General features: G+C 60.8%; 21 protein-coding genes. 6 read left to right on the plus strand and 15 right to left on the minus strand.

The window, feature by feature from the left end:
* Positions 1 to 210: 210 nt before the first annotated feature.
* The 9 genes from OMP44_RS13710 to OMP44_RS13750 form a co-directional block, all read right to left on the minus strand.
* A complete protein-coding gene (locus tag OMP44_RS13710; protein WP_187980285.1) occupies positions 211 to 501 on the minus strand; it encodes a DUF2845 domain-containing protein in 291 nt (96 codons plus the stop codon).
* 41 nt (positions 502 to 542) lie between these two features.
* Complete coding sequence (locus OMP44_RS13715; RefSeq protein WP_187980284.1) at positions 543 to 1,124, minus strand: DNA-3-methyladenine glycosylase; 582 nt, start codon at positions 1,122 to 1,124, stop codon at positions 543 to 545.
* Positions 1,121 to 2,920 (minus strand): glycoside hydrolase family 15 protein, encoded by a 1,800-nt coding sequence (locus tag OMP44_RS13720; RefSeq protein ID WP_280308899.1) that lies wholly within the window; start codon positions 2,918 to 2,920, stop codon positions 1,121 to 1,123. The genes OMP44_RS13715 and OMP44_RS13720 overlap by 4 nt, the downstream gene beginning before the upstream one ends.
* A 5-nt stretch (positions 2,921 to 2,925) precedes the next feature.
* On the minus strand, positions 2,926 to 3,819 hold the full coding sequence (locus tag OMP44_RS13725) for an SDR family oxidoreductase (RefSeq protein ID WP_187980282.1): 894 nt from the start codon (positions 3,817 to 3,819) through the stop codon (positions 2,926 to 2,928).
* 364 nt (positions 3,820 to 4,183) lie between these two features.
* Positions 4,184 to 4,438, minus strand: coding sequence for a hypothetical protein (locus OMP44_RS13730; RefSeq protein WP_133861354.1), 255 nt, complete (start codon positions 4,436 to 4,438; stop codon positions 4,184 to 4,186).
* Positions 4,439 to 4,604: 166 nt separating this feature from the next.
* A complete protein-coding gene (locus OMP44_RS13735; protein ID WP_273861756.1) occupies positions 4,605 to 6,245 on the minus strand; it encodes a methyl-accepting chemotaxis protein in 1,641 nt (546 codons plus the stop codon).
* Positions 6,246 to 6,354: 109 nt separating this feature from the next.
* The gene (locus OMP44_RS13740) at positions 6,355 to 7,296 is read right to left on the minus strand and encodes a Gfo/Idh/MocA family protein (RefSeq protein WP_280308905.1); all 942 of its coding nucleotides are present in this window, start codon (positions 7,294 to 7,296) and stop codon (positions 6,355 to 6,357) included.
* Positions 7,297 to 7,362: 66 nt separating this feature from the next.
* Positions 7,363 to 8,436 (minus strand): saccharopine dehydrogenase family protein, encoded by a 1,074-nt coding sequence (locus tag OMP44_RS13745; RefSeq protein WP_133861351.1) that lies wholly within the window; start codon positions 8,434 to 8,436, stop codon positions 7,363 to 7,365.
* Between the two features lie 324 nt (positions 8,437 to 8,760).
* Positions 8,761 to 9,921 carry a PQQ-dependent sugar dehydrogenase gene (locus OMP44_RS13750; protein WP_280308909.1) on the minus strand — a complete coding sequence of 387 codons (1,161 nt, stop codon included), beginning with the start codon at positions 9,919 to 9,921 and terminating at the stop codon, positions 8,761 to 8,763.
* Positions 9,922 to 9,949: 28 nt separating this feature from the next.
* Here OMP44_RS13750 and OMP44_RS13755 point away from each other — a divergent pair, with 28 nt between their 5' ends.
* On the plus strand, positions 9,950 to 10,420 hold the full coding sequence (locus OMP44_RS13755) for a hypothetical protein (RefSeq protein WP_280308911.1): 471 nt from the start codon (positions 9,950 to 9,952) through the stop codon (positions 10,418 to 10,420).
* 10 nt (positions 10,421 to 10,430) lie between these two features.
* On the opposite strand, the gene sugE is transcribed toward OMP44_RS13755, so the two are convergent.
* The 4 genes from sugE to OMP44_RS13775 all read right to left on the minus strand — a co-directional run bounded on the left by sugE (position 10,431) and on the right by OMP44_RS13775 (position 12,707).
* On the minus strand, positions 10,431 to 10,748 hold the full coding sequence (gene sugE / locus OMP44_RS13760) for a quaternary ammonium compound efflux SMR transporter SugE (RefSeq protein ID WP_158896176.1): 318 nt from the start codon (positions 10,746 to 10,748) through the stop codon (positions 10,431 to 10,433).
* 174 nt (positions 10,749 to 10,922) lie between these two features.
* On the minus strand, positions 10,923 to 11,309 hold the full coding sequence (locus tag OMP44_RS13765) for a hypothetical protein (protein WP_280308915.1): 387 nt from the start codon (positions 11,307 to 11,309) through the stop codon (positions 10,923 to 10,925).
* Positions 11,310 to 11,409: 100 nt separating this feature from the next.
* A complete protein-coding gene (locus tag OMP44_RS13770; RefSeq protein ID WP_273861761.1) occupies positions 11,410 to 11,640 on the minus strand; it encodes a hypothetical protein in 231 nt (76 codons plus the stop codon).
* Between the two features lie 821 nt (positions 11,641 to 12,461).
* A complete protein-coding gene (locus OMP44_RS13775; RefSeq protein ID WP_280309023.1) occupies positions 12,462 to 12,707 on the minus strand; it encodes an AbrB/MazE/SpoVT family DNA-binding domain-containing protein in 246 nt (81 codons plus the stop codon).
* A gap of 13 nt (positions 12,708 to 12,720) precedes the next feature.
* Between OMP44_RS13775 and OMP44_RS13780 the strand changes: the two genes are divergently transcribed.
* Positions 12,721 to 12,966, plus strand: a complete 246-nt coding sequence (locus OMP44_RS13780) for an SEL1-like repeat protein (RefSeq protein WP_280308917.1) — start codon at positions 12,721 to 12,723, stop codon at positions 12,964 to 12,966.
* An 88-nt stretch (positions 12,967 to 13,054) separates the two neighbouring features.
* On the plus strand, positions 13,055 to 13,735 hold the full coding sequence (locus tag OMP44_RS13785) for a hypothetical protein (protein ID WP_280308919.1): 681 nt from the start codon (positions 13,055 to 13,057) through the stop codon (positions 13,733 to 13,735).
* An 809-nt stretch (positions 13,736 to 14,544) separates the two neighbouring features.
* Here OMP44_RS13785 and OMP44_RS13790 read toward each other — a convergent pair.
* The gene (locus OMP44_RS13790; RefSeq protein WP_280308921.1) at positions 14,545 to 14,790 is read right to left on the minus strand and encodes an AbrB/MazE/SpoVT family DNA-binding domain-containing protein; all 246 of its coding nucleotides are present in this window, start codon (positions 14,788 to 14,790) and stop codon (positions 14,545 to 14,547) included.
* An 863-nt stretch (positions 14,791 to 15,653) separates the two neighbouring features.
* On the opposite strand from OMP44_RS13790, the gene OMP44_RS13795 reads away from it, so the two are divergent.
* From OMP44_RS13795 to OMP44_RS13805, 3 genes are all read left to right on the plus strand, one after another.
* On the plus strand, positions 15,654 to 15,890 hold the full coding sequence (locus OMP44_RS13795) for an antitoxin Xre/MbcA/ParS toxin-binding domain-containing protein (protein WP_280309025.1): 237 nt from the start codon (positions 15,654 to 15,656) through the stop codon (positions 15,888 to 15,890).
* Positions 15,891 to 17,159: 1,269 nt separating this feature from the next.
* Complete coding sequence (locus OMP44_RS13800; RefSeq protein WP_280308922.1) at positions 17,160 to 18,887, plus strand: hypothetical protein; 1,728 nt, start codon at positions 17,160 to 17,162, stop codon at positions 18,885 to 18,887.
* 1 nt (position 18,888) lies between these two features.
* The gene (locus OMP44_RS13805; protein ID WP_280308924.1) at positions 18,889 to 21,978 is read left to right on the plus strand and encodes a hypothetical protein; all 3,090 of its coding nucleotides are present in this window, start codon (positions 18,889 to 18,891) and stop codon (positions 21,976 to 21,978) included.
* Positions 21,979 to 21,995: 17 nt separating this feature from the next.
* Here OMP44_RS13805 and OMP44_RS13810 read toward each other — a convergent pair whose 3' ends face one another.
* Complete coding sequence (locus tag OMP44_RS13810; protein ID WP_431312641.1) at positions 21,996 to 22,241, minus strand: helix-turn-helix domain-containing protein; 246 nt, start codon at positions 22,239 to 22,241, stop codon at positions 21,996 to 21,998.
* Between the last annotated feature and the right edge of the window lie 8 nt (positions 22,242 to 22,249).

The following is a 22,249-nucleotide window of genomic DNA, read 5'->3' on the forward strand; positions in this document are numbered from 1 at the left end:
CCCAACCTACGCCTGAGCCGCCTCGCCCCTACGTAGGAGCTGCTGCTTTTCCCCCTCTCCCTCCGGGAGAGGGTTGGGGTGAGGGTGTCTGGCCGTTGGGCTTTGCTGCGCTCAACCCAACCTACACCTGAGCCGCCTCGCCCCTGCGTCGGAGCTGCTGCTTTTCCCCCTCTCCCTCAGGGAGAGGGTTGGGGTGAGGGAGGCTTCCCGCTAACGCTCGACTCTGATCTCCACCAGCTTGCCGTCGATGAACTTGAGGTGCCGCGAGGCGCCGTTCTCCGGGCCATAGGTCCAGAACTGGGTCTCGGCGGCATTGAATTTGGGCACGTTGTTGTTACGCAGCGCCGGTGGATTGATCTTGCGCTCGGCCGGGGCGCCGCAGGCGGCCAGCACCTGTTCGACGCTGTCGCCTTCCTCGACGAGACTCTGACCACAGCGCAGGCTCGCCTGGGCGAGGAGGGGAAAGAGCAGGGCGATAGGCAGCAGCTGACTGGCGCGCATGGGGCCTCCGAGAGGTTGCGGCAACGGTCGTTGCCTTCAGCCTAGCTGTTATCGCCGGGCTGGGGCGCTTTGGCAAAGCCACGACTCAGATAGTGCGAACCGGCCAGGCCGAAGCGCCAGGGCACCTCGCGCGCGCGGCTGATGCCGATGCGCGGGCCCGCGATCACCGCTACCTCGGCAGCCGCGGGCTCCAGCAGGAAGGGTGGCTCGATCAGCGGCAAGCCATCGTGACTGCCGTCGATGGCGAGGGCCTGGCATAGCCGGCCGGGACCGGCGCACAGCAGGCGATCGGCCAGGCCGCCCCGACGTTCCCGCATCACCTCCAGACCCCACAGTGGCTCCAGCGCGCGGATCAGCACACCCGCGCCATGCCCGGCCTCGCGGCAGACCAGATTGAAGCACCAGTGGATGCCATAGGAGCGATAGACATAGGCATGCCCGGGCGGACCGAACATGGCGCGGTTGCGCGGAGTGGGGCCGGAAAAGCTGTGGGAGGCCGGGTCTTCGCCGTCGTAGGCCTCGGTCTCGACGATCAGGCCGCCCACACCCTCGACCCTGAGCGTCGCCCCGATCAGTTGCCGGGCGACCTCGTCCACCGGGCGGGTGAAATCCAGATCGCTCACGCCTCGGGCTCCGGCTCTTCCAGGATCAGCGCCGCATGCACCATGGCCAGGTGACTCAGGCCTTGGGGGAAGTTGCCCAGGGCCGCGCCATCCCGGGGATCGCGCATCTCGGTCATCAGACCGACGCCATTGAGACTGGCGGCCAGGACCTCGCGCATCAGTTCCCGCGCCTGGTCCACCTCGCCCAGCACGGCATGGGCCTCGACCATCCAGTAGGAACAGGCCAGGAACGCACCTTCTTCCTGCTCGGCACCGCTGTAGCGATAGACCAGAGGGCCATGGGCCAACTCACGGCGAATGGCCGCCAGGGTGCTGACCGAACGCTCACCACCGTCGAAGCCGAAGCGGATGCCGAGCAGCAGCCCGGCGTCCAGGCGCTCGGTACCGGCATAGAAGGTGTAGGCCTGCTTGCGTTCGCTCCAGCAGTGCTGGTTGACCCAATCGCGGATGCGGTCGCGCTCGCGCGCCCAGCGACCGCACATGGCGTCGGGGATATGGCCATCGCGGGCCAGGGTCACGGCGCGGTCCAGGGCGAACCAGCAGCCCAGCTTGGACAGGGTGTAGTGGCGCTCTTCAGGCAATTCCCACATGCCGGCATCCGGCTGGCGCCAACCATCGGCACAGAGATTGGCCAGGTCGGTGAGCAGGCTGGCGGTGGCGAAATCCAGCACATGGCCCTTGCTGGCATAGAGGCGGAAGGTCTCCAGTAGATCGCCATAGAGACTCAGCTGACACTGGGCGCTGGCGCGATTGCCGACGCGTACCGGCTGGGAGTCGCGATAGCCAGGAACCGGAATGATGCGTTCCTCGGGGGCCAGTTCGCCTTCCAGGGTAAAGCAGGTATGCAGGCGATTGCCGTGGCGGCGGATGACGTTCTGGATCCAGGCCAGGGCCGCCTGGGCCTCGCCGAGGGCACCCAGGCGCAGGAAGGCCTTGATGGTAAAGACCGCATCGCGCACCCAGGCATAGCGGTATTCATAATTCTTGTCGCCGCCGATGCGTTCCGGCAGCGAGGTGGTGGCGGCGGCGACGATGGCACCGGTGGGGGAGTAGAGCAGCAGCTTGAGAGCCAGCGCCGAGCGCTTCACCTCGCTGAGGAATTCGCCCCGGTAGGCGAAGCCCTGGGCCCATTCGCGCCAGGCCTGGTCACTGCGATCGATACGCTGGTCCACCTCGTCCAGGGAGGGCACCACCAGGGGTTCGTTCTCGGTCGCGGTCAAGGCCAGGACGCTGCGTTGCCCGGCTTCCAGTACCAGTCGCCCCACCAATCGGCGATCATCGCATTGGAGGATCTCCAGCCGCTCGCAATAGCGCAGGGTGGCCATCACGCCATCGACGTGCATGACCTCGCCATTGGGGGTGCTGCGCATCCAGGGCGACACGGTCTGGCCCTGGGTCCCGGGTACCAGCTCGATACGCAATTCGACCCGTCCGGAAAGGCCTTCGACGCGGCGACCCAGTTCGCACCAGGGCAGGCGTCCGGCCGAACCGCTGTTGAGCGATTCGGTGAGGCGCACGCTGCCGTCAGCGGTGTGAAAGCAGGTTTCCAGGACGTTGCTGTCTTCGCGGTAGGCGCGCTCTACGCGATAGTCGGCCACCGGCGCGATCGAAAAGAAACCGCCTGCCGGGGCATCCAGCAGGCGGTCGAACAGCGGTGCGGAATCCATGTTGGGCACGCACCACCAGTCCAGCGAGCCGTCCGGCGCCACCAGGGCGACCGAACGCCCATCGGAGAGGGCGGCATAGCCCGCCAGGGGCGCGTAGCCATCCTGGCGGGCGGGATCGAAGGCCGCCATGGCCGTCAGCCCATGCCTCCGGTGGCGCCATAGACCTCACCGGTCACATAGCTCGACTCCTGGGAGGCCAGCAGTACATAGATGGGCGCCAGTTCCGCCGGCTGCCCGGGACGCTTGAACACCGTCTCGCCGCCGAAGGTGGGGATCTTCTCCTGGGGCTGACCACCGCTGGGCTGCAGCGGCGTCCAGAAGGGACCGGGGGCTACGGCATTGACGCGGATGCCCTTGCTGGCGACCTGCTTGGCCAGCGCCTTGGTGAAGTTGGTGATGGCCGCCTTGGTCGAGGCGTAGTCCAGCAGGAATTCCGAGGGCTGGGTGGCCTGGATCGAGGTGGTGTTGATGATGGCGGCGCCAGCCGGCAGGTGCGGCAGCGCGGCCTTGCACAGCCAGAACAGGGCGTAGACGTTGGTCTTGTAGGTAGCGTCGAACTGCTCGGTGGTCAGCTCGGCGATGTCCTGCACGGCGGTCTGCTTGCCAGCCACATTGACCAGGATGTCGAGGCCACCCAGGGCCTCCTTGGCCTTGCTCACCAGTTGGGTGCAGAAGGCTTCGTCCTTCAGGTCACCGGGAACGCAGACGGCCTTGCGACCCTCGGCTTCCACCAGCTTGACCACTTCCTGGGCGTCGGCCTCTTCCTCGGGCAGGTAGTTGAGCACCAGATCGGCACCCTCCCGAGCGTAGGCGATGGCCGTGGCCCGACCGATTCCCGAATCCGCGCCGGTGATCAGCGCCTTGCGCCCGGCCAGGCGACCGAAGCCCTTGTAGCTGGCCTCGCCATGATCGGGGCGCGGTTCCATGGCCTGGGCCAGACCCGGGGCCTGCTGGGGCTGCTTGGCAAATTCCGGCTGGGGATACTGGGTAAGGGGGTTCTGCATGCTGTACTGGTTGTCGCTGGACATGACATCTCCTGAAGGGGACCAAAAGGCGCCCGTTTGGCATCTTTTCGATGACGTTCAAGGAAATGGAGCGACAAGTTACGTAAGAGGTTCCCACCGATCGGCGACGGATGTAGCGGGCCGGACGGCGTTCTTGCCTGACTTCAACCCATGTCTATGCCTTTTCCGGCTTGGCCTGGCGTCCAATGACGGGGAGAAGGGAAGGGCTCTTCGGCAGGAGCGATCGTCGTGATGGCGAAGAGCGCGAAAGTGGCCGCGCTGGCGGCCCTGTTGTGCTTGCCCGGGTACTGGCTGTTCATACCGCCGCCCGGTGGTGGAGGCCATGCTGGTGGCCCGAGATAGAGAGAATCGCGCTAGCCGTTCTGCCTCAGGCGTCGAGTGGCTCCAGCCGCAGGGCTACGCCAGTTCGCTGCAGGGTAAGGATATCCGCGTCGCGACAGCCGATCAGCTGGCCCTCGGCGGTGCGCAACTGGTCATCTTCCAGCTGCGCATAGGACTGCGGTTGCTTTCCATCGCCCGCGACCATGATGTAAAGCTGCCCACACAGCAATTGCCCAGCCAGACGACCATCGTCCAGGCCGATCAGGCGGTAGCTGCGGCGGGCATCGTAGGTAAAGCGCATGGGAGCATCCATTCAGGTCTTTCTGTTCAGAACCGCGCTGGCACACAATGTTCAATTCCGAACATCGGCGCGTCACGTCGGCAGACCCATGGCCGCGCGGGAAGCCTGCCACTCGCTGCGGCGAGGGCAGGCTGACCGCCGGTCGGAAGGTCCCCTGGGTGGCCGATCAGTAACGGAATTGCGCCACCAGGCTCTGGAAGGAGGTGGCCAGTCGCGACAGCTCCTGGCTGGAGGCGGCCGTCTGCTGGGCCCCGGTAGCAGTCTGGGTGGACAGGTCCTGGATGTTGACCAGATTGCGATCCACTTCGCGGGCGACCTGGGCCTGCTCTTCGGCGGCACTGGCGATCACCAGGTTGCGCTCCTCGATCTGGGCGACCCCGGCGGCGATGCGGTCCAGGGCTTCACCGGCCCGATTGGCGCGCGCCTGGGTGCTGTCGGCCAGGGACTGGCTCTTGTGCATGGCGCCCACCGCTTCCTCGGCGCTGCTGCGCACGGCGCTCATCATGCGTTCGATCTCGCCGGTGGACCCCTGAGTGCGATGGGCCAGGGCACGGACCTCGTCCGCCACCACGGCGAAGCCGCGGCCCTGTTCGCCTGCCCGGGCGGCTTCGATGGCGGCATTGAGCGCCAGCAGGTTGGTCTGCTCGGCGATCCCGCGGATCACCTCCAGCAATTTGCCGATCTCGCGCACCTGGCCTTCCAGGGTCTGCACCTTCTGGGTCGAGTCGGTGATCTCGCCGGTCATCACCGCCATGGCCTGGGCGGCCTGCTGCACCTGCTCGCGACCCTGCTGGGCTTCGCGGCTGGTGTCCTGGGAGGCGGTGGAGGTGGAGGCGGCATTACGCGCCACCTCTTCCACAGCGGCGGTCATCTGGTTGACTGCAGTGGCAGCCTGCTGCACCTCGTCGTGCTGGCGGACCTGGCCACGCGAACTCTCCTCGGTCACCGCGTGCAATTCCTCGGCAGCCGCGGCGAGCTGGCTGGAGGCACCGGCCATCTGCTGCACGGTGTCTTTCAGGCTCCGCTGCATGCCGCCGAGGGCCTGCAGCAGCTGGCCGACTTCGTCGCGGCGACTGCTCTGGATCGGCTGGGTCAGATCGCCCTGGGCGACGCGCTCGGCGCTGCCCACCGCCTGGCGGATGGGCGAAACGATCAGGCGCGTGATGACGATGCTCAGCGCCAGGGCACAGAGCGTGGCCAGCAGCAGCCCCAGGCCGAGTGCCCAGACCGCTTTCTGGTAGGCAGCATGCGCGGCGTCGCCGGCTTCGGCGCTCTGGCGCTTGTTGGACTGAATCATGATCTTGAACGAGGCCATGGTCTTGCGGTAGGTGGGTTGCACCTGCTCGTTCAACAGCTTGGCGGCACCGGCTACGTCCTTGGCGGCCAGCCGCGCCAGGATGGCGTCGGTACCGGCGATATAGCTCTTCCAGTCCTGCTCGAAGGCATCACCGGCCTGCTTTTCATCGGCCTGCAGCGGCGTGGTGCGATAGGCGGCGAAGGGTTTTTCGGCATCGGCCTGGTTGTCGCGCAGGGAGGTGATGACGGTCTGGAGTTCGCTCTGGGGTGCCTCGCCGTAGGCCATGGACAGCACGCGGAACAGATCGCGGTTGTGGCCGATGACATTGCTCTTGGCATCGTTGAGCAGGCTGATGGAGAGCAGCGTGTCGCCCAGCACGTTATCCAGCTGGGCGTTGACGCTGCGGATACCGCTGAAGCCGACGGCGCCGATGCCCAGGGTGATGGCCGTGCACAGGCCAAAGGCCATGGCGAGTTTCTTCGCCAGTGCCAGATTGTTGAACCAGACCATGGAGCCTTCCTTTCTGCGAGGGGGGTATCAGCCAAGTTGCGCTGGATACCCTCGCTATCGGCACCAACAGTCCGACCTTTAGGTGGGCCCGGAGCGTTCGATTCCGCCTTCAACCGCGTCCATAGAGGCTATCAAGCAGCCGATTGGCCCTCAGGGCATCCGCCAGACCGGCCAGTTCCGGTCGCGGTTGGCCGAGCAGCTGGTCGAACACCGCCTGGGCGCCCTGGGGCACGCCGGGGTCCACGCCCTCGGCCAGCACCTGGCGATTGCCCTTGGCGTCGTGCAGCACCAGGCGCCCCGCGGAAAGCTCCAGGGTTCCCTCGCTACCGTCCAGACGAATGGCCAGCCGCGGACCGCGCAGGGTGGCGCTGGCGCGCAGATGAATCGGCAGATCACCGGCCTGGAGCAAGGCCTCGCCGCCATGATCCAGCGGCCAGCGCGGATCGCGGTCCAGTCGGCTATGGACGACCGTCAGGGCCTCATCGCATAGCCAGGCACTGAAATCCAGCAGGTGCACGGCCAGGTCGCCAAAGGCGCCATAGCCCATGCGGTGCTCGTCCAGATGCGCCGGCCAATCGCTGAGCCAGCCCTCCAGCAGCCCTGGGTGGCCGGCGGTCAGTGACAGGTGGCTGAGGCTACCGATGGCACCGTCCCGTGCCCGCTGGCGCAACAGCTGCAGGGCCGGGTCGGTGCGCAGATAGAAGCCGCTGAAGCAGGAGCGCCCGGCGAGCTGATCGGCCAGGGCGGTGGCGCGGGCTGCCGAGACGGCCAGCGGCTTTTCCACGAACAGGTGCCGGGCGCGCGGGAGCAGGGCGGTCACCGCCGCCTCGTGATCCTCGATGGCGGTGGTGACGAAGGCCAGGTCCACCTCGGGCAACCGGGCGAAGTCATCTACTACCGGCAGACCCTGAGTGGCAGCGAGGCGCCGGGCGCGGGCGGGATCGCGTTCGCTGGCCACCGCCACTACCCGCACGCGCGGATCGACCAGGCTGGTGTCCAGATAGTCCTGGGCGTGGATCTGTTCGCAACCGACGATGGCGACGCTGAGCATGACGAGGGGTCCTCTAACGGTAACTGTTCCGTTATGGACCCCTTATCGCCCGCTAAGCTTCCCCGATCAGACCGGCTGGTAGGCCTTGCCGAAACGGTTGGCCAGGAAGGCCTCCATGTCCACCTGCTCCTGGGCGATGAAGCCGCGCTGCGGCAGCTTGCCTTCGCGGAACAGATCCAGGGCGGTGCAGATGCCGGCCGCGGTGGTGATCTGGATGGCACTGGTCAGGCGACCGTCGCGCTCGGCGGCGAAGATCTTGCGGCTGAACACCTCCTGCACCAGCTTGCCACCGCGCATCCCGCTGACGGTGACGAACACCAGCACCACGTCCTGCATGGTGGTGGGCACGGCGCCGCGCAGGATGTTCTTGAGTTGCTCCTGGTCACCGGCCAGGCGCAGGTCTTCCAGCAGGAACTTCATCAGGTCGCGGTGACCGGGATAGCGCACGGTCTTGTAGTCCAGGGTTTCCACCTGGCCCTGCAGCGTCTCGCAGAGGGTGCCCAGGCCGCCCGAGGTGTTGAAGGCCTCGTATTCCACGCCGTCCAGGGAGAAGTGCTCCAGGCCTTCCAGCGGCTGCACCAGTTGCAGCTCGCCGTTGCGCACGGCTTCGCAGGGGTGGCAGTACTCGTTGACCAGGCCGTCGACGCTCCAGGTCAGGTTGTACTTCAGGGCATTGGTGGGGAATTCCGGCAGGGCGCCGACACGCATCTTCACCTCGCGCACGCTATCGAAGCGCTTGGCCAGGGAGTGCGCGGCGATACCGATGAAGCCGGGTGCCAGACCGCACTGGGGCATGAAGGCATTGCTCGCGCCTTCGGCCAGTTGGCGGATGGTCTTGGTCGCCTTCACGTCTTCGGTCAGGTCGAAATAGTGGGTGTTGGTGGCCTTGGCCGCCTGGGCCACCGGAATCGCCAGATGATAGGGCAGGGCATTGAGCACTACGTCCTGATCGTCCAGGGCCGCCGCCAGAGCGCTGGCGTCGGCGGTATCCAGGGTCCGGGTCTGCACGCCCAGGGCGGCGATGGCTGCCAGGGCGCGCTCGTCGCGATCCGCCACCGTCACCTGGTAGTCGCCACTGGCGTGCAGCAATTGCGAAATGGTGTAGCCGATATGGCCGGCGCCGAGCAGGGTGACTTTCATGGCGGGATCCTCCGTGGTTGAGGCTCCAGCTTAGAAAGCGGCGCTGTCAGATGTGAGCGTCAGAGCGTCGAATCGTTGTGCTTTATTTGACGAAACGGCGGAGTATTCGTCGTTTCGACGAGACGGCTCGCGGCTTACCCGAGTTGCCGCCCCAACAGGCTATCGATGTCTCCGTAGGTTGGGTTGAGACGGCTCTATCGTCGAAGCCCAACATGGCGAGCCCCGAGGCGATGTTGGGCTTCGCTGCGCTCAACCCAACCTACCGCGCACCGGCATGGCCGCAACTGGTGCTGTACCGGATCGGCATCACGGCTCTTTCGCTACCTACCCCGGCACCACCCGCAACAGCTGACCGTCCTCACCATCGGTAAGCAGCCAGAGATTGCCGTCCGGGCCGCTGTGCACGTCGCGCAGACGCTGGTCCAATTCCTGGAATAAAAGCTCCTGCTGACCAGGCATACCCTCCACCAGCGGTATCCGCCGCACCGACTTCTCTCGCAGCGCCGCCACGAACAGACTGCCGCGCCAGGCGGGAAAGCCCTGGCCGTCGTACCAGGTCATGCCCGCGGGCGCGATCGACGGCGTCCATTCCAGCAGCGGTGGGGTGATGCCCGGCAACTCGCGAAAGGGCGAGATGCGCGCGCCGGTGTAGTCCACGCCGCCGGTGGTCAGCGGCCAGCCGTAGTTGGCGCCCGCGCGGATCAGATTGAGTTCGTCACCGCCCTTGGAGCCGTGCTCGTGCTCGTACAGCGCCTGGCGCTCGGCCACCCAGACCAGACCCTGGGGATTGCGATGGCCGAGGCTGTAGATCTCCGGCAGGGCGCCGGGTCGCTTGAGGAAGGGATTGTCCGCCGGCACCTGGCCGTCGCGGGTGATGCGCACGATCTTGCCCAGGTGGGTATTCAGGCGCTGGGCATCGGTGCGCTCGACGTTGCCATCACCCAGGGCGATGGCCAGGGTGCCGTCGCCGAGCAGGGCCATCCGCGCCCCGAAGTGCTGCCCGAAGGCCTTGGCCGGCTGGCTGGTGAACAGCGGTTGGACGTCCTGCAGGCGTCCGCCGTCCAGCCGGGCGCGCACCACCTTCAAATGATTGGCCTGGCGCGTGCCGGTCGCATGGGAGAGATAGATGAATTGGTTGCCAGCGAAATCCGGGTCTGGCAGCACCTCGAACAGACCGGCCTGGCCTTCGGTATAGAGCTCGGGCAGTCCGCTCACGGCTTCCGCCTGCAGCCTGAGGCGGCCGGCACCGTCCGGTACCAGCAGCCGCAAGCGCCCGGTGCCCTCGGTCAGGAGCGCCCGGCCATCGGGCAGGAAGGCCAGCGACCAGGGTCTATCCAGCCCGGTCGCCACCGTCTCGATCCGGTAGGTCGGCGCCGCCAGCGCCAGCGGAACCGCCAGCAGGGCCAGCCACGCCAGCCAGGCCCAGCGGCCGGAAGCTTTAGGTAACGCTTGAGGTCTGTTCCGGGTACCCGCTTTCGCTAGCATCTGCCTCTCTCCAAGGGATCTTCCGACCATGCCCCAACCGCTCTGGCGCGCCCTGTTGCAACCGCGCACCCTGCTGGCGTTCGCCGCGGCCCTGCTGCTGACCACCGCCTGGGGCAGCCTGGTGCAGACCCAGTACAACCTGGCGGCCCTCCAAGGACTCGGCCAGCCGATCAACCTGGCCACGCGCGGGCGGACCTCGCTGGATGATCTGCTGGGCTTCGGACCCGTCTATGCCGCCATCGTGCTCGCCGCTTGGTTACCAGCCTTTGCCGCGGCCCTCTGGCTGGGTCGTCACGGCGGTTCCTATCGCGCCTGCCTGCTGCCGCTGGCCAGCAGTCTCAGCCTGATCGCTGCCATCCGCCTGATCGACGCCTTCGCGCCCATGCCGGTGCTTATCTACGCCACGCGCACCCTGGAAGGGCTGCTGGCGATGGCCGTGGGTGGGTCGCTTGGCGGGCTGCTGTTCATCTGGCTGGCGCGCTCGGTGCTCCCGCGCTAGGGGAGGGCGCTCAGGACGAGGTCAGCTTCATCAGCACCAGCCCGCTGACGATCAGCGCGGCGGCCAGGATGCGCAGCGGACTCGCCGCCTCGCCCAGCACCAGGATGCCGACCATGAAGGCGCCGATCGCGCCGATACCGGTCCAGATCGTATAGGCGGTGCCCAGCGGCAGGCTGCGCATGGAGATCGACAGCAGCGCTACGCTGGCCACCATGGCGACCCCGGTGATGATCGTCGGCGTGAGGCGGGTGAAGCCCGCGGATTGCTTCATGTAGAACGCCCAGACCACCTCGAGCAGTCCCGCGCACACCAGATAGAACCAAGCCAACGACGGCCTCCTGTAAAACCGGGCCGTCCCGGAACGCTGCCCACCAATCGCCGGGGTCGTCCCCGGGGGCCAAGAGAAGAGGGCGGCAAGTTGCCTTACCACCTGATCGATGCCGTTATCCTAGCCGTTCATGGCCGCGCCTTTCGACCCAACCTGGTCAGGCGCACCCGTCCGCTAGCGCGGCTGGCAGATCTGCGTGGCGATCCCGTCGAATTCCCGACCGAAACTGGCCCGCTCGGCCGCGCTGAGAAAGCCCTGCTGCCTGACCAGGTCATCGGTCTGGCTACGCACCGCGGCGATGCGTTCGCTGAAGGCCGTCGCCTGCTCCTGACTGATCCGCCGCGCCTTGCGCGCCGTGCTCACATCCGCCAACAGCACATTGGCGCGCAGCGAGATATGCGCCTGCCGCGGATCCGTGATCGATCCGCCAAGTTCGCCCGGCACGGCGCGCTGTTCTGCCAGATTGCAGCTCGGCAGGCCGAGGTCGTCCTGCCGAACCGGCTCCCGGGTACAGGCGCCCAGGGCGAGGGGCAGCAGCAACAGGGGAATCAGGGATTTCATCCAGGTCTCCTCGGGGTGGCCGTAGTGGAGACCTTGAGAGCCCGGTTCGGGCGCTTCGTTCAAGCCGGGCTCTGCGCCAGGCCTTGGCAAAGTCCTGAGGCTAGTCGTCTCGCCGCGCCTGCCGTTCCAGCGCCGCCAGCTGCAGCCGCGCCCCTTCGGCCACCGGGCCCCTGCCGACCGCACTGCTCTGCAGCAGCGACAGATTCAGGGCGTGAGCAGCTGCCTCTATCCCTGGACGGATGGCATGGCCGGCCTGGGCCAGGGCGGTGTCTTCGGTCAGGAGCGGAGCGGCGAGAAAAAGGGTGACCGAGCTGGTCAGGAGGTATCTCATGAGGCGTCCTTGCGAGGTGATCCCAGGGTATCGGCATCCGGCCGGCTGGTTGGATCGGGTCTAGGGGCAGAGCTTAGATCAGAATCGCGAGTGGGGTAGTGATAATGGTCAGAGAAATCACGCCGGCAATCTGGCGAAGGTCCTTTCACGAACGGTCTGTGCATCTTGGAAAGGCTTGAGCGACAGCCAGAAACAGCAAAGCCCGCGCGATGGCGGGCTTTGCTGAGGTTCACGCGACGGTGAACGGGAGATGGCGCACTCGGCGGGATTCGAACCCACGACCCCTCCTTCGGAGGCCAATACGGTACAGGAATCTTGACTGGCGGTAAGCGTTCAAAAATGCCTCAAAGTGCCGTACTGCAAGGGTTTAGTCTTTTAGCGTGCCTTGCAGTTTAGGGCTAATAGTGACATCTGGGGGCGGTTACCCTTGGCACAAAAAACGAAATCCGGGATATCGATTTTGACCACTAGCCAGACCCTGATACGTCCTACCGTCTTCTCATTGAGCCAAAGCTTTGCTCGCGACACGCAGCGGGATGGGCCAAGTACGCTCACCGGTGGGCGTGGAGCTTAACGGATCGCTAGCACTTGGCGCTGCTTTGGCTCCAGCGGCGTGTGGTATGCACGACTTCAGCCTTGCTGCGCCTGAGCCTGAGTTCGTACCAACCTATTTCTTGTCCTGGGCGTTTACATATGCGCAACCCAAGCATGGGCTGGTCAAAAGTTACCGGCACCTATCTATGCGTGTAGGACTTTGCTCTTGCAGGAGGCAACAGAGTCGCAAGCAACAAGATTTGCGGGCGAGAGGCGTTGCGGCTAGCTCACTCGTCCTTGGCGTTTACGTCGGCAGAGACTTTGCCAAACGACTCCCAGTGGCCAACCAGCTCATCTACGCTATCAGGGATGCGCGGAGATTTACTGAGCACTAGGCAACGGGTAGTGCCTACGTACTCTTCAAGCAGATAGAGCGTGTCCCCAACGTCGACGCCCATCTCCTGCAGAACGTCGTCGGGTGGGCGAATAGCACCGTCGCCGTGCCAGTCCTCAATCACTACATGATTCCGCATGGTGACCTCAGGCATGGCTTGTTTCCTGCTCGGTAAGTTGCTGTTGGAAGAACAGTCCGCTGAGTACGACGTGGCGAGCGGTCTCCATTGGCTGCAAGTCGCTGCAATGCAGGGGCAGGTTTCTGCCAGCGAGCGGTTAGCGGATTTCTACGCCTGGAGTTTCGACGCGCCGCCGGATCCTGATGGTGTGATGTATAGGTTCTGGCGAGATAGGGCGCTTTCTCAGGGAGGGACTGGTCTGAAATCCGCTGCACCGTGAGGGTGGATGTCAATTAGCCATGATGCGAGAATAAGATGCACGCTCATGGATGTATTCGTAGCGTTTCAAATCAAGGAAACCCCTCCCAATGGCTCTGAGCAGTATCCAGGTTGGCGTGTTAGAACAGGCGGTCTTGAACTATCAATTTCCGCTTGATTATTACGATTTCAAGCTCGCTCCGACGGCCAATCCGCGAGTGGCTTTGAACGTGCAGGAGCTTGAGTCAGTAATCGCTGCGCAGTTGAGCTCCTGTATTCCGGGCGCTGTCGAGGAGGGGCTGGCTAACGTTATCTATTGGGGAAACGCTAGCGCTGGATATCGCGACGATCGCTTCAACCGGTTTCTCAAAACGATCAAACCCTTTCATCCATACGCTGACTTTTGCTCGCTCCACAGTTCGGGCACCTTGTCCCTGGGGAGCATCAAAAAGCTTGGCTACCCCGCCTACTCAGGTATTTCCTTTGTTTCCAAAGTCCTGATGTTTCTCGATCCACTGAATTTTTGTGTGCTCGATTTGCAGATCAGTAAATTGGCAGTGCCCGGCCGCTCTGTGCCCAGAGCGCTGGATACGTTAAAGGTTTATCCAACCAGCATCCCTATCACCGTGCACAACGAAAAGGTGTATGACCTCTGGCGTGAGGAGTGTCGGAGTATCAGCGGCACCTACTATGCAGGCAAGTATCGGGTTGCTGATATCGAGCGTGGTTTTTTTGAGTTGATCCGCAGCGGAAAACTCAACGATGCGCTCGGCATTTACACCGATTTTTGATGCCTCTCTTCTTCTGCCTGTGAGTATCGCCATGCAGCTTTTCGAGCGATTCCCGCCAGCCGGCTTGCAGATGCCGCCATTGGTATTGGGCGGCAGTCTACCGTTCGTGTACCCAGTAATGTGCCCTATGTGGTGGATAACCTGTGGGGGTCACTGCGGCCGAAAAAAATGCCGTATCGCCGCCACGCGATTTACGCCGGTTGGTGTCATACCTGACAAGATCTTCGTCCTGCAGGCGATGGATAACCTGTAGCCATTGATCTGCGGTCCATCCGAGTTCTGCGCCGGCAATGCCCGTCGGAGGCTAATGCGGTACAGAAGTATTGGGCGGCGGAAGGCGTTCAAAAATGTCTCTAGGTGCCGTACGGCAAGGTTTTCGCCTTTTGCTGCGCCTAGCAGTTTAAGGCAGATAGCGGCATCTGAACGTGGTTATCCTTGGCACAATAAACGAAATTTGGGGTATCGTTTTTTTGACTATTGGCCAGGCCCTGATGCGTCCTACCGTCTTCCATTGAGCTTGAGCTCTGTTTGCGGTCCGCGGCGAGCAAAGTAGCGCAATGCTCTCACCGGTGGGCTTAGAGCGTTAACGGAGCTTAGGTGCGTTTTGGACCCGTCGGTGCGTGTGATGCAAGGCTAAGTCGTGCCGCTTCTGAGCTCGCTAACCTATCGCAGGTTCTAGGCTGTCACATAGGCGCAACCCAAGCATGGGGCTGGCCAAATTATCGGCGCATGGCGGACCCTGCTTTGGCAAAAGGCAATGCCAGAGTCGTAATCAAGGACACTTGCGGGCAAGTGGCTTTGCAGTTAACTCACTCGTCCTTGGCGTTTATCTCGGCGGAAAGTTTGCCAAATGGTGCCGAATGGCCAATTAGCTCATCCACACGATCAAGTATTCGTGGTGGCTTACTGAGGACTAGGCAGCGGGCCGTACCCACATACTCCTCAAGGAGACAGAACGTGTCCCCAACGTCGACGCCCATTTCCTGCAAGACCTGGTCAGGAAGCCGAACAGCACCGTCGCCGTTCCAGTCTTCGAGAACCACATGGTGCTGCATCATGACTCTTAGAACGGTTAAATGGATGTCCGCAGGGGGAGGCGACGGAGCTGTTGCCAACGAAGCCCCGCGGCGCAGATCGAAAGCATAGCAAAACTCTAGCGAGGAATGTTGCAATCACCGTTTAGGAATGGCTCCTGTCACTTTTCTGGGCAATCGCACCGGCCTTTCAGAAACCCAGGCTTATCCAATGATGCTTAGCGCAGGTGCAGGTATTTGACTAAGCAGCTAATACCAATTCCTGCAAAGGCTGCGGTTCGGCCGTTCCAAGCGGCGAATGCGAAATTTCCGGATTCGGATTCAGGAAGCGGGTTATAAGGCCTGTCCTCTGCTGAGGTCTGCTGACCGAGATCGCGGCTTACGGTGCGCCGAGGTCTTCACTATCAAAAAACCCCGATTCAGTCTCACTCGAGCTGATCCGAACGACGTGATTTCGGGACCTTGGAAAGGTTGGCGCTGACCTGCGGATCCCATTCTCAATTCCCAATGTGGGAGTTGATCAAATTTGCAGTACAGGCGTTAGCACAGCCGAGCATCCGGTTATCTTGGTATGTCGTATCTAGTCGGGAGAAAAGCTGATGAGATGTTTGTTTATGGTGTTGCTTAGCGGAGGCGCCGGGCTTTGCCTAAGCAGCCAGTACGAATTTCCGCAATGGCTACTTTGGGCATTGCTGACGCTAGGGACCGCGGCGTGGGGTTTTGCTAGGTGGACGGAATGGAAGGATTCTAAAAAAGGACTTAATCATGATGACTTGCGTTGATCATGATTGGATTGCATGACATCTTCAAACGGCAAAGTTCTACAGATTTCAACTCGGAAGATTTGATGAAATGGAGTTTTTATAGCTTAGGGAGTTATCGTGATGCGCAAAAAGCGTTCAGTAAAGAAGCACTTGGTCCAGTCCAACTCAGGACATTACAAAAGGGTGCTTGAGCGGGCGATTGATGTCTTTGGTAACCGAGAACTGGCTGAGGAATGGCTTGGCCGACCTTGCAGGTACTTTAATGGTGAATCACCATTGGCAATTATCGCTGATCCGGTAGGATTGCAGGTCGTCGAGGCTTACCTGCAGCGCATCGATCACGGCGTATACCACTGAAATTGCAAAAAAATGCCTGCCAAATGTTCCGGCTCAATTTTTGACTTCGGCGCGAGTGATCATCCGGTGCCGGCCGTTTGGATTTGTCACGCGCCAATGGTAGTGCCGCTTGCTTCCCGGATCGACTACAACTAATCAATCAGATCTTACCCTCTCCTGACTCAGCGAGGTGTGGCCCTTCAGTCGAGCACTGCCTATCTTGTTGATGTTGCTCAAAGGTCATACCGTTAAAGCTGATCCAGTTTCGCATCCTTGCTAAATTGAGACATGAATCGCCGCAGCGCTGTCGATGAGCTCAATCTGTTAGACCACCTTTGGACTCCACTCGGTTTTATCGCTGCTTCATCTGCAGCATGGTGTCTCGCAACTTGGAATAGCAGTGCTTACTGAAGGTCTGCCACGGGGTCTCATTCCAAAACCAGTCATCTGGCAGCAGCTAGGTTCTACTAGGTAGGCATCGAAAACCCGCGCATGCGCGGGTCGCGTCTGTACGCGATTAGGGGATTTGGCTCTCCCACTATGGAGGTGAACCCTTTGTAGAGCGGTAACCACATGAACCGAAAAACGCTAATTTCTCTGGCCATAGAGCAAGGCCAATCCGGCCAAGTAGTGGGGGATATCCTTGATGTCCTTTGTGCACACCCAGATCTGATCGACTTGCCACGTATGGTGGCAGGGCTGCTGCGCGCATTGCGTATATCCGAGCTTGGTTCACCTATCAGAATAGGGAGCTGTGACCCGCTCGTGTGGCGAGAGGTATGCCTGTGGATTGTCTCGCTGAGCAGACAGCCCCAAATCTCGGAGCGTTTGGGGAACCGCTTCTGGTTGGGAACACCACCACCTATTCGAAACCCAGTACTGAGCAAGGGGGTGAAAAAGTATGGGTTCCCTTATGCAGCGCTGTGGCATGCGCCACGAGATACGGAGAATGCACCAGACTACGACCGCCTGGTCGCTCAGCTACTCGCGGCAACGCGGACCCCTAGGCAGTCGCCACTGTCTGCTCAGCGGTATGCCGCGTTTCTAGATTTGAGGTGGTTGTGCGAAACGCGTCATCTGATCATTCCCCCTGAACTGAGGGTTTGGGGGGATACAGCCAGCTTCGTGGCGGCATGTCGAGGTTTCTCAGCACCCGATTCTAGGTCGGAGAATGCAGATCGGTTCGCATCTATTACTCGATTGGTTCGTTACAGCCAGGGGGAGGAGCCGCCAACGAGATCAGGCGGCGGCGGTATCCGCGGCCGGCGCGGAAAACCGGTCGCTCTAGAATTGACGCATTTCATTGCTGAGGATCGCGATGGTTTTGCATTGGGCGATCCAGATGATCCTGACCAGTTGCCGGGTCATTATCAAATCCTCACCCAGCCCCCGACTACTGATACCGACATAGCTGAGTTAGCTCCAGATGAGTTGAGCCCTGTTGCTGAAATCTGGGTGCTGGACGATATGTGTGCAGAGCGGCCTTTTGTTGCTGATCTGCTCAGCCAGAAGAGCATCGAAAATCACATAATACGAAGTCGCCAGCAGTTGCCGTTCACATATACACAATTCACGCTGACAGAGCTGAGGGATCTGCTGTTCGGTGCCAGTGATATGTTTGAGGAATGTCGGAAGGCGCTAACTCATAGCCAGAATAAGGTGCCACTTCAGCTGCGGATGGAAGCCATCCTAATGCTGCACATAAGCCTCTGGCTCGGACAGGCTCCATACCAGGTCGTTCAGCTAACGGTGGTTGATCGAGAAACAGATTGCATCGACGGTATGTTCCTATTGAGAGGGGCGGTCTCGCAGTTCTGCGTTCCTGTTCGTCATCCTGAATTGGCGGGAGATGAGCGTTGGCAGGCTAAATACGGATTTCGATCTTCACAGGCCCGGCTGCTACTGCCTGATCTGGCCGGAAGCTCTGCTTTGATAGCAGTGCTATTGCGACATTTTCCTCGCACGTCAGATTATGTTTTTACCCATCAGGCCGAAGAGCTGGTCGCAGAAGTCAGGAAGATTCTCTCGGTTCTAGGCAAGAGCGATCCCAGATACACCCTGAGCAAGGTCAGGAATTACTTGTTCTATCAGATCGCCGCGGACACTCAAGACGTAGCTATCGCTGGAATGCTGTCTGGCGTTCGCGTGCCTTCCGCACAAACGCCACAGTATTACCTGCAACCTAGGGCCAGCCATTTAAAGCACATCTACAGTTCTTCTCTGGGACGCGTCCTACAACGTGTCTATGCCTGTGCTGGCTTAGCGTACCAATTGCCAGAAATGGATAAGGTCGATCAGCACGGAAGTGTGGGCGCCACGCACTGCCTATTGACCGAGACGATTGCATCCAATGTAAGAGCCATGGCGAACATCCTGCGTAAGAAGCCGTCATCGACTCTTGTTCACCAGATTACGTGGCATAACGTCTACACCCTATGGGTTGTGCAAATGTTCATGCTATCTACGGGCTGCCGGGCGATCAGCAACCCGTTGCGGTTAGTCGACGAATTTGATTCGCTACTAAGGATTGGCGCTATAGCTGACAAGGACAACGGCGATCGGCACATGAGCCGGCTGGTCTGGGTGCCTGAAATGCTGCAACGGCAATTGGCCCACTACCTCGCACATTGCACGGCTATCTCGAAAGTGCTTCTCTCTGGCTCCTCGGAGGATCAAGAGCGATGGTCTCGCGGGTTCTTTCTCTCGCACAGTGATAGCGGAGTCCGCCGCATAGAGATCAGGCCCGCCACTCTTTACCTGTATATGGAGCAGGTGGCTGATTACATCCCACATCGGGTCAATGCTTACCGAAAATTTGTACGTACAGAGCTGTTCGAGCGTGGCTGTCCTGCAGAGGTCCTTGCTGCATTTATGGGGCACTGGCTGCGCGGAGAGGAGCCTCAAGACCCGTATTCATCGTTTTGTCCCGCAGCCTATGCCGGGGTGGTGGGTGATTGGATAACGCAACTGCTGAAAACACTGGGCTGGTACGTTCAGGGAAGTCGGTGGGGGCGATGAGATGACACGTCTGAGCGAGCAGGAGGTTGAGTATTTATGGTCTGCAGAACCTTATGAGCCGGACTGGAGAGGAATGGTTCGTGAGCGTTTGAGGCGAATCGCTGAAGAATGTGGAGTGCCACTGGGACAGTGGTTACTGGGTGCATGTGCCATTCGAGACATCACTGTCGAGCATGTACGCGAGTTGGAGGCTCAATTAGGAACTGATCAGGCGTTGCGTAACATGCTGCGAAGCATTACCCAGCGGGTGCGGAACCACCTCCCCAGATTCCCACTGGCGCGCCTGGCCATCGCGGTTGAACGTCCCGCAAACCCGTTCAACCCAGATATGTACACCGCTGAGCGATTACGCCTCAGCCGTCAGTTGCTCAGGGCCTTACAGATGGGTTACCGGCGCGATCTCGAGTCGCTCCATCCTCCACAGCGCGTCGGACTACTGCTGATGAGCGCTGCCTATAGCGGTGGGTTGCTGGATATCGCTCAGCTGGATGCTCTCGTTTCAGTACCCTTGGAGCGGATCGAATGGCTGGCGGGTGTGCCTGAGGTAAGGCTTCCTTTATCGCTTCGTGGCAAGCGAGAGGCCGAGCACAGACAGTGGTTCCCGGATCCGGCGACGCTGATGTTGATGTTTCGGTGCGCGGACGATCTTCGCTTATTGAAAGAGCAGCTGCAGCGTAGAGGGGGCACGCTCCGATGCGTTAACGCATTTTTGACGTCATCTGGGATGCCCGTTAAAGATCTCCCGGGCAGTCCGAGAGAACTACTGGAGCTGCTACGTATGCAGGTGCAGTTGCACCTGCCTCAGATGATAGTCAATTTTGCCTGCCGACAGATGTTCGTGTCCCATTCACTGCGCCCTTCCTCATGGGGAGAGATATTTGGGGTCGCCGGACTAGATGACCCTGCTAATGCTTATGGAAGAAGTGCTAGTGGGGAGGCTGAAATAGAGGAGGGGGCGGACGCGCCAGATTGGTTACTGGAGATATGTCAAAAGATTCGCTCGGAACAATGCATTGAGGCACCCCAAGATGCCAGTGAGCTTCAGCTCTTAGTGACGGAGTGGGCAGGCTGCATGCTCTCTCGGGGCTCGGTATATGGAAACAGTATCGGCCGATCGACAGTCGCCCGCTATGTTCGACTGCTAGGGCAGGCGTTCGAACAGCTAGATGGTCTGACGGTATTCAGACTGGAGCCAGATGCACTGGAAAACATTTATGAAGGTTTGCTCGAGGCCCAGACCAGCGATGGCAAGCGCCGGACTCTGGCTAGAGCAATTTATGAGTTTCATACGTTTCTGGAGCGCCATCACCATTATCCTCCCATCAGCCCCTTTGCAGTATTGGGTATCGGCCAAGACGTCTCAAGTGTTGATGCACGTATCCTCTCCGAAGATCAGTATCAGGCGGTTTCACGCGCTATTGATACCTGCGGGCTGGAGCTTCGAACACCACGTTTGGTGACAGCGGCCAAGTTATTCCTAATCTTAGGATTCCGGCTAGGCTTGCGGCGTAACGAAGCCCTGAAGCTACGGCTATGCGATATACATTTTCCCTTGCTAGCAGCGGATTGCAGCGAACGCATTCACCAGCGTCAACCAAATATGCGCAAACTGTCTCCACCAGAGCTTGTTCATCTTGACTTGCCCATTGACATGCTCATTCGACCTCACGCCCTGCGCGGCCTGAAAACACAAAACTCGGTCAGAAGACTGCCCCTTTTGATGCTGCTAGAGCCTGATGAGCTTGCTTTGTTGATGAGCTGGTGCCAGCAACGTCAGGCAGAGGAAGGTAAAAAGCCATTTTCGGAGTTTCTGCTCTGTATCCCAGAGTTGAGATCACAGTGGATAAGCGAAAGCACTTTAATGCCGGCATTACATGCCTGCATGCGCGCTGTGACGGGTTCGGACGTCATTCATTACCACCATCTGCGCCACTCATGCGCAACCTGGCTGATGCTCAAGCTGAGCGGTTTAGTTACAAACGTCACACCGAAGCTTATTTTCGATGATCTACCGCAGACCAGCCGGTGGCTGCAGGATCTAGAAAGATTGCGTGCTGGGCTAGCACCACCCGGTGGCGGGCCAACACGGCGTGTGGGCCACGTGGTCAGCGCCTTGCTCGGCCATAGCAGCCCGAAGGTGTCGCTCCTGCACTATGTTCACTGCCTCCCGCAGATGTTGGCACTAGCCTGGCAGTGGAACCCTAAAGCCTGGCTGTTTAGCGCGTACAATGTAGCGTCGATTGCACAGGTGAGTCTGCCTACGATGGAGGCGTCTTCGGAAGCTGAGCACCTTCTGAAGGTTATCGGTCGGGTCAGGTCTCTCAGAGCGCTTAGGCGGACTCGAAAAGCTGTAATGCGTCCAGTCGCGCAGTTCGTTGAGCAAAACTGGGCGATAGAGCGAGTTTGCCAAATCGAGTCCATGCTGGCCTATGCCTCCTATGCGGAGGAAGCCAATCAGCAGGTTAATCTGGATTGGCTGGAGTTTTCTCAAGAGGATCGGGCTTTGATGCTCGATCGGGCGCGTTATATACGAGGTTTGGCACAGAGCTCTTTGTCTAGTAATGGCAACAAGCACCGACTGCGTTTTTCGTTACACACCAATGCGCCATCGCTAGTGCCGATGCCGCCGCGCCATGGGGGGCGCAACTCAGTAGCTGTTTACGCGCACTGTCTATACACGATCTTGGAAGGCGCCGAAGGCGATCGCGCCAATCGAGTTCTAGATGACTTTGTAGAGCGAAGCTGGTTCTCGGAAAGCACTCTGCGCTTTTACCGTAACCGTGATGAGGACCAGGCACGGGACTACTTGTGGCTGCTGAATGCGCTAGGCATTCCTGCGCGGTCGATTGAGCTGATCGTTTATGACAGGCGAAAGCCGAGAGCGAGCAAAGCATATTGGCGCCGCGTGCTTGGACTCCCCCGGAAGCCAGTCGCGCTGCTCCAGCCGGAGAATACAGAGGTGGAGAATCTGCATTTAGGCATTCGCGCCACACTGGAGCTCCAAGATGGATTGCAGCAGAACAGGCATTCAGGCGCGGCCTTACGTTACCTGCTGCTGATGGCTTCCATCGACTGGCATTTTCGCGCCTGACCAGGTCCGGAGGACATTCAGCCTTCCGGATCATCCTGCAACTCTAGCAAGTCTCCCACTTGGCAGTTCAGGTACTGGCAGATCGCTTCGAGGTCCTTGAGCTCTACCCTCTGCGCGGTCTCGTGATACAGCCGCGTGAGGGTTCCGCGGTTGATCCCGGTGTCCCTGACTACGTCACTGATCTTCAGTTTCCGCTCGCCCAGTAAGCGAGACAAATGGCACTTGACCATCCTAATCTCCAAAAATGATCTGCAGAAGATCATTTTGTCCT

This window comes from Pseudomonas flavocrustae, from assembly GCF_029872515.1.
Lineage (GTDB): Bacteria > Pseudomonadota > Gammaproteobacteria > Pseudomonadales > Pseudomonadaceae > Chryseomonas > Chryseomonas aestiva.

Excerpts from the sequence above, each read along its gene's own strand:
- OMP44_RS13710 (WP_187980285.1), bottom strand. The coding sequence starts at position 501 with ATGCGCGCCAGTCAGCTGCTGCCTATCGCCCTGCTCTTTCCCCTCCTC.
- OMP44_RS13750 (WP_280308909.1), bottom strand. The coding sequence starts at position 9,921 with ATGCTAGCGAAAGCGGGTACCCGGAACAGACCTCAAGCGTTACCTAAA.
- OMP44_RS13730 (WP_133861354.1), bottom strand. The coding sequence starts at position 4,438 with ATGCGCTTTACCTACGATGCCCGCCGCAGCTACCGCCTGATCGGCCTG.
- OMP44_RS13780 (WP_280308917.1), top strand. The coding sequence starts at position 12,721 with ATGGCTTGTTTCCTGCTCGGTAAGTTGCTGTTGGAAGAACAGTCCGCT.
- OMP44_RS13805 (WP_280308924.1), top strand. The coding sequence starts at position 18,889 with ATGACACGTCTGAGCGAGCAGGAGGTTGAGTATTTATGGTCTGCAGAA.
- OMP44_RS13740 (WP_280308905.1), bottom strand. The coding sequence starts at position 7,296 with ATGCTCAGCGTCGCCATCGTCGGTTGCGAACAGATCCACGCCCAGGAC.
- OMP44_RS13795 (WP_280309025.1), top strand. The coding sequence starts at position 15,654 with ATGCGCAAAAAGCGTTCAGTAAAGAAGCACTTGGTCCAGTCCAACTCA.
- OMP44_RS13790 (WP_280308921.1), bottom strand. The coding sequence starts at position 14,790 with ATGCAGCACCATGTGGTTCTCGAAGACTGGAACGGCGACGGTGCTGTT.
- OMP44_RS13755 (WP_280308911.1), top strand. The coding sequence starts at position 9,950 with ATGCCCCAACCGCTCTGGCGCGCCCTGTTGCAACCGCGCACCCTGCTG.
- OMP44_RS13745 (WP_133861351.1), bottom strand. The coding sequence starts at position 8,436 with ATGAAAGTCACCCTGCTCGGCGCCGGCCATATCGGCTACACCATTTCG.
- OMP44_RS13735 (WP_273861756.1), bottom strand. The coding sequence starts at position 6,245 with ATGGTCTGGTTCAACAATCTGGCACTGGCGAAGAAACTCGCCATGGCC.
- OMP44_RS13775 (WP_280309023.1), bottom strand. The coding sequence starts at position 12,707 with ATGCGGAATCATGTAGTGATTGAGGACTGGCACGGCGACGGTGCTATT.
- OMP44_RS13785 (WP_280308919.1), top strand. The coding sequence starts at position 13,055 with ATGGCTCTGAGCAGTATCCAGGTTGGCGTGTTAGAACAGGCGGTCTTG.
- OMP44_RS13725 (WP_187980282.1), bottom strand. The coding sequence starts at position 3,819 with ATGTCCAGCGACAACCAGTACAGCATGCAGAACCCCCTTACCCAGTAT.
- OMP44_RS13720 (WP_280308899.1), bottom strand. The coding sequence starts at position 2,920 with ATGGCGGCCTTCGATCCCGCCCGCCAGGATGGCTACGCGCCCCTGGCG.
- OMP44_RS13770 (WP_273861761.1), bottom strand. The coding sequence starts at position 11,640 with ATGAGATACCTCCTGACCAGCTCGGTCACCCTTTTTCTCGCCGCTCCG.
- OMP44_RS13765 (WP_280308915.1), bottom strand. The coding sequence starts at position 11,309 with ATGAAATCCCTGATTCCCCTGTTGCTGCTGCCCCTCGCCCTGGGCGCC.
- OMP44_RS13810 (WP_431312641.1), bottom strand. The coding sequence starts at position 22,241 with ATGATCTTCTGCAGATCATTTTTGGAGATTAGGATGGTCAAGTGCCAT.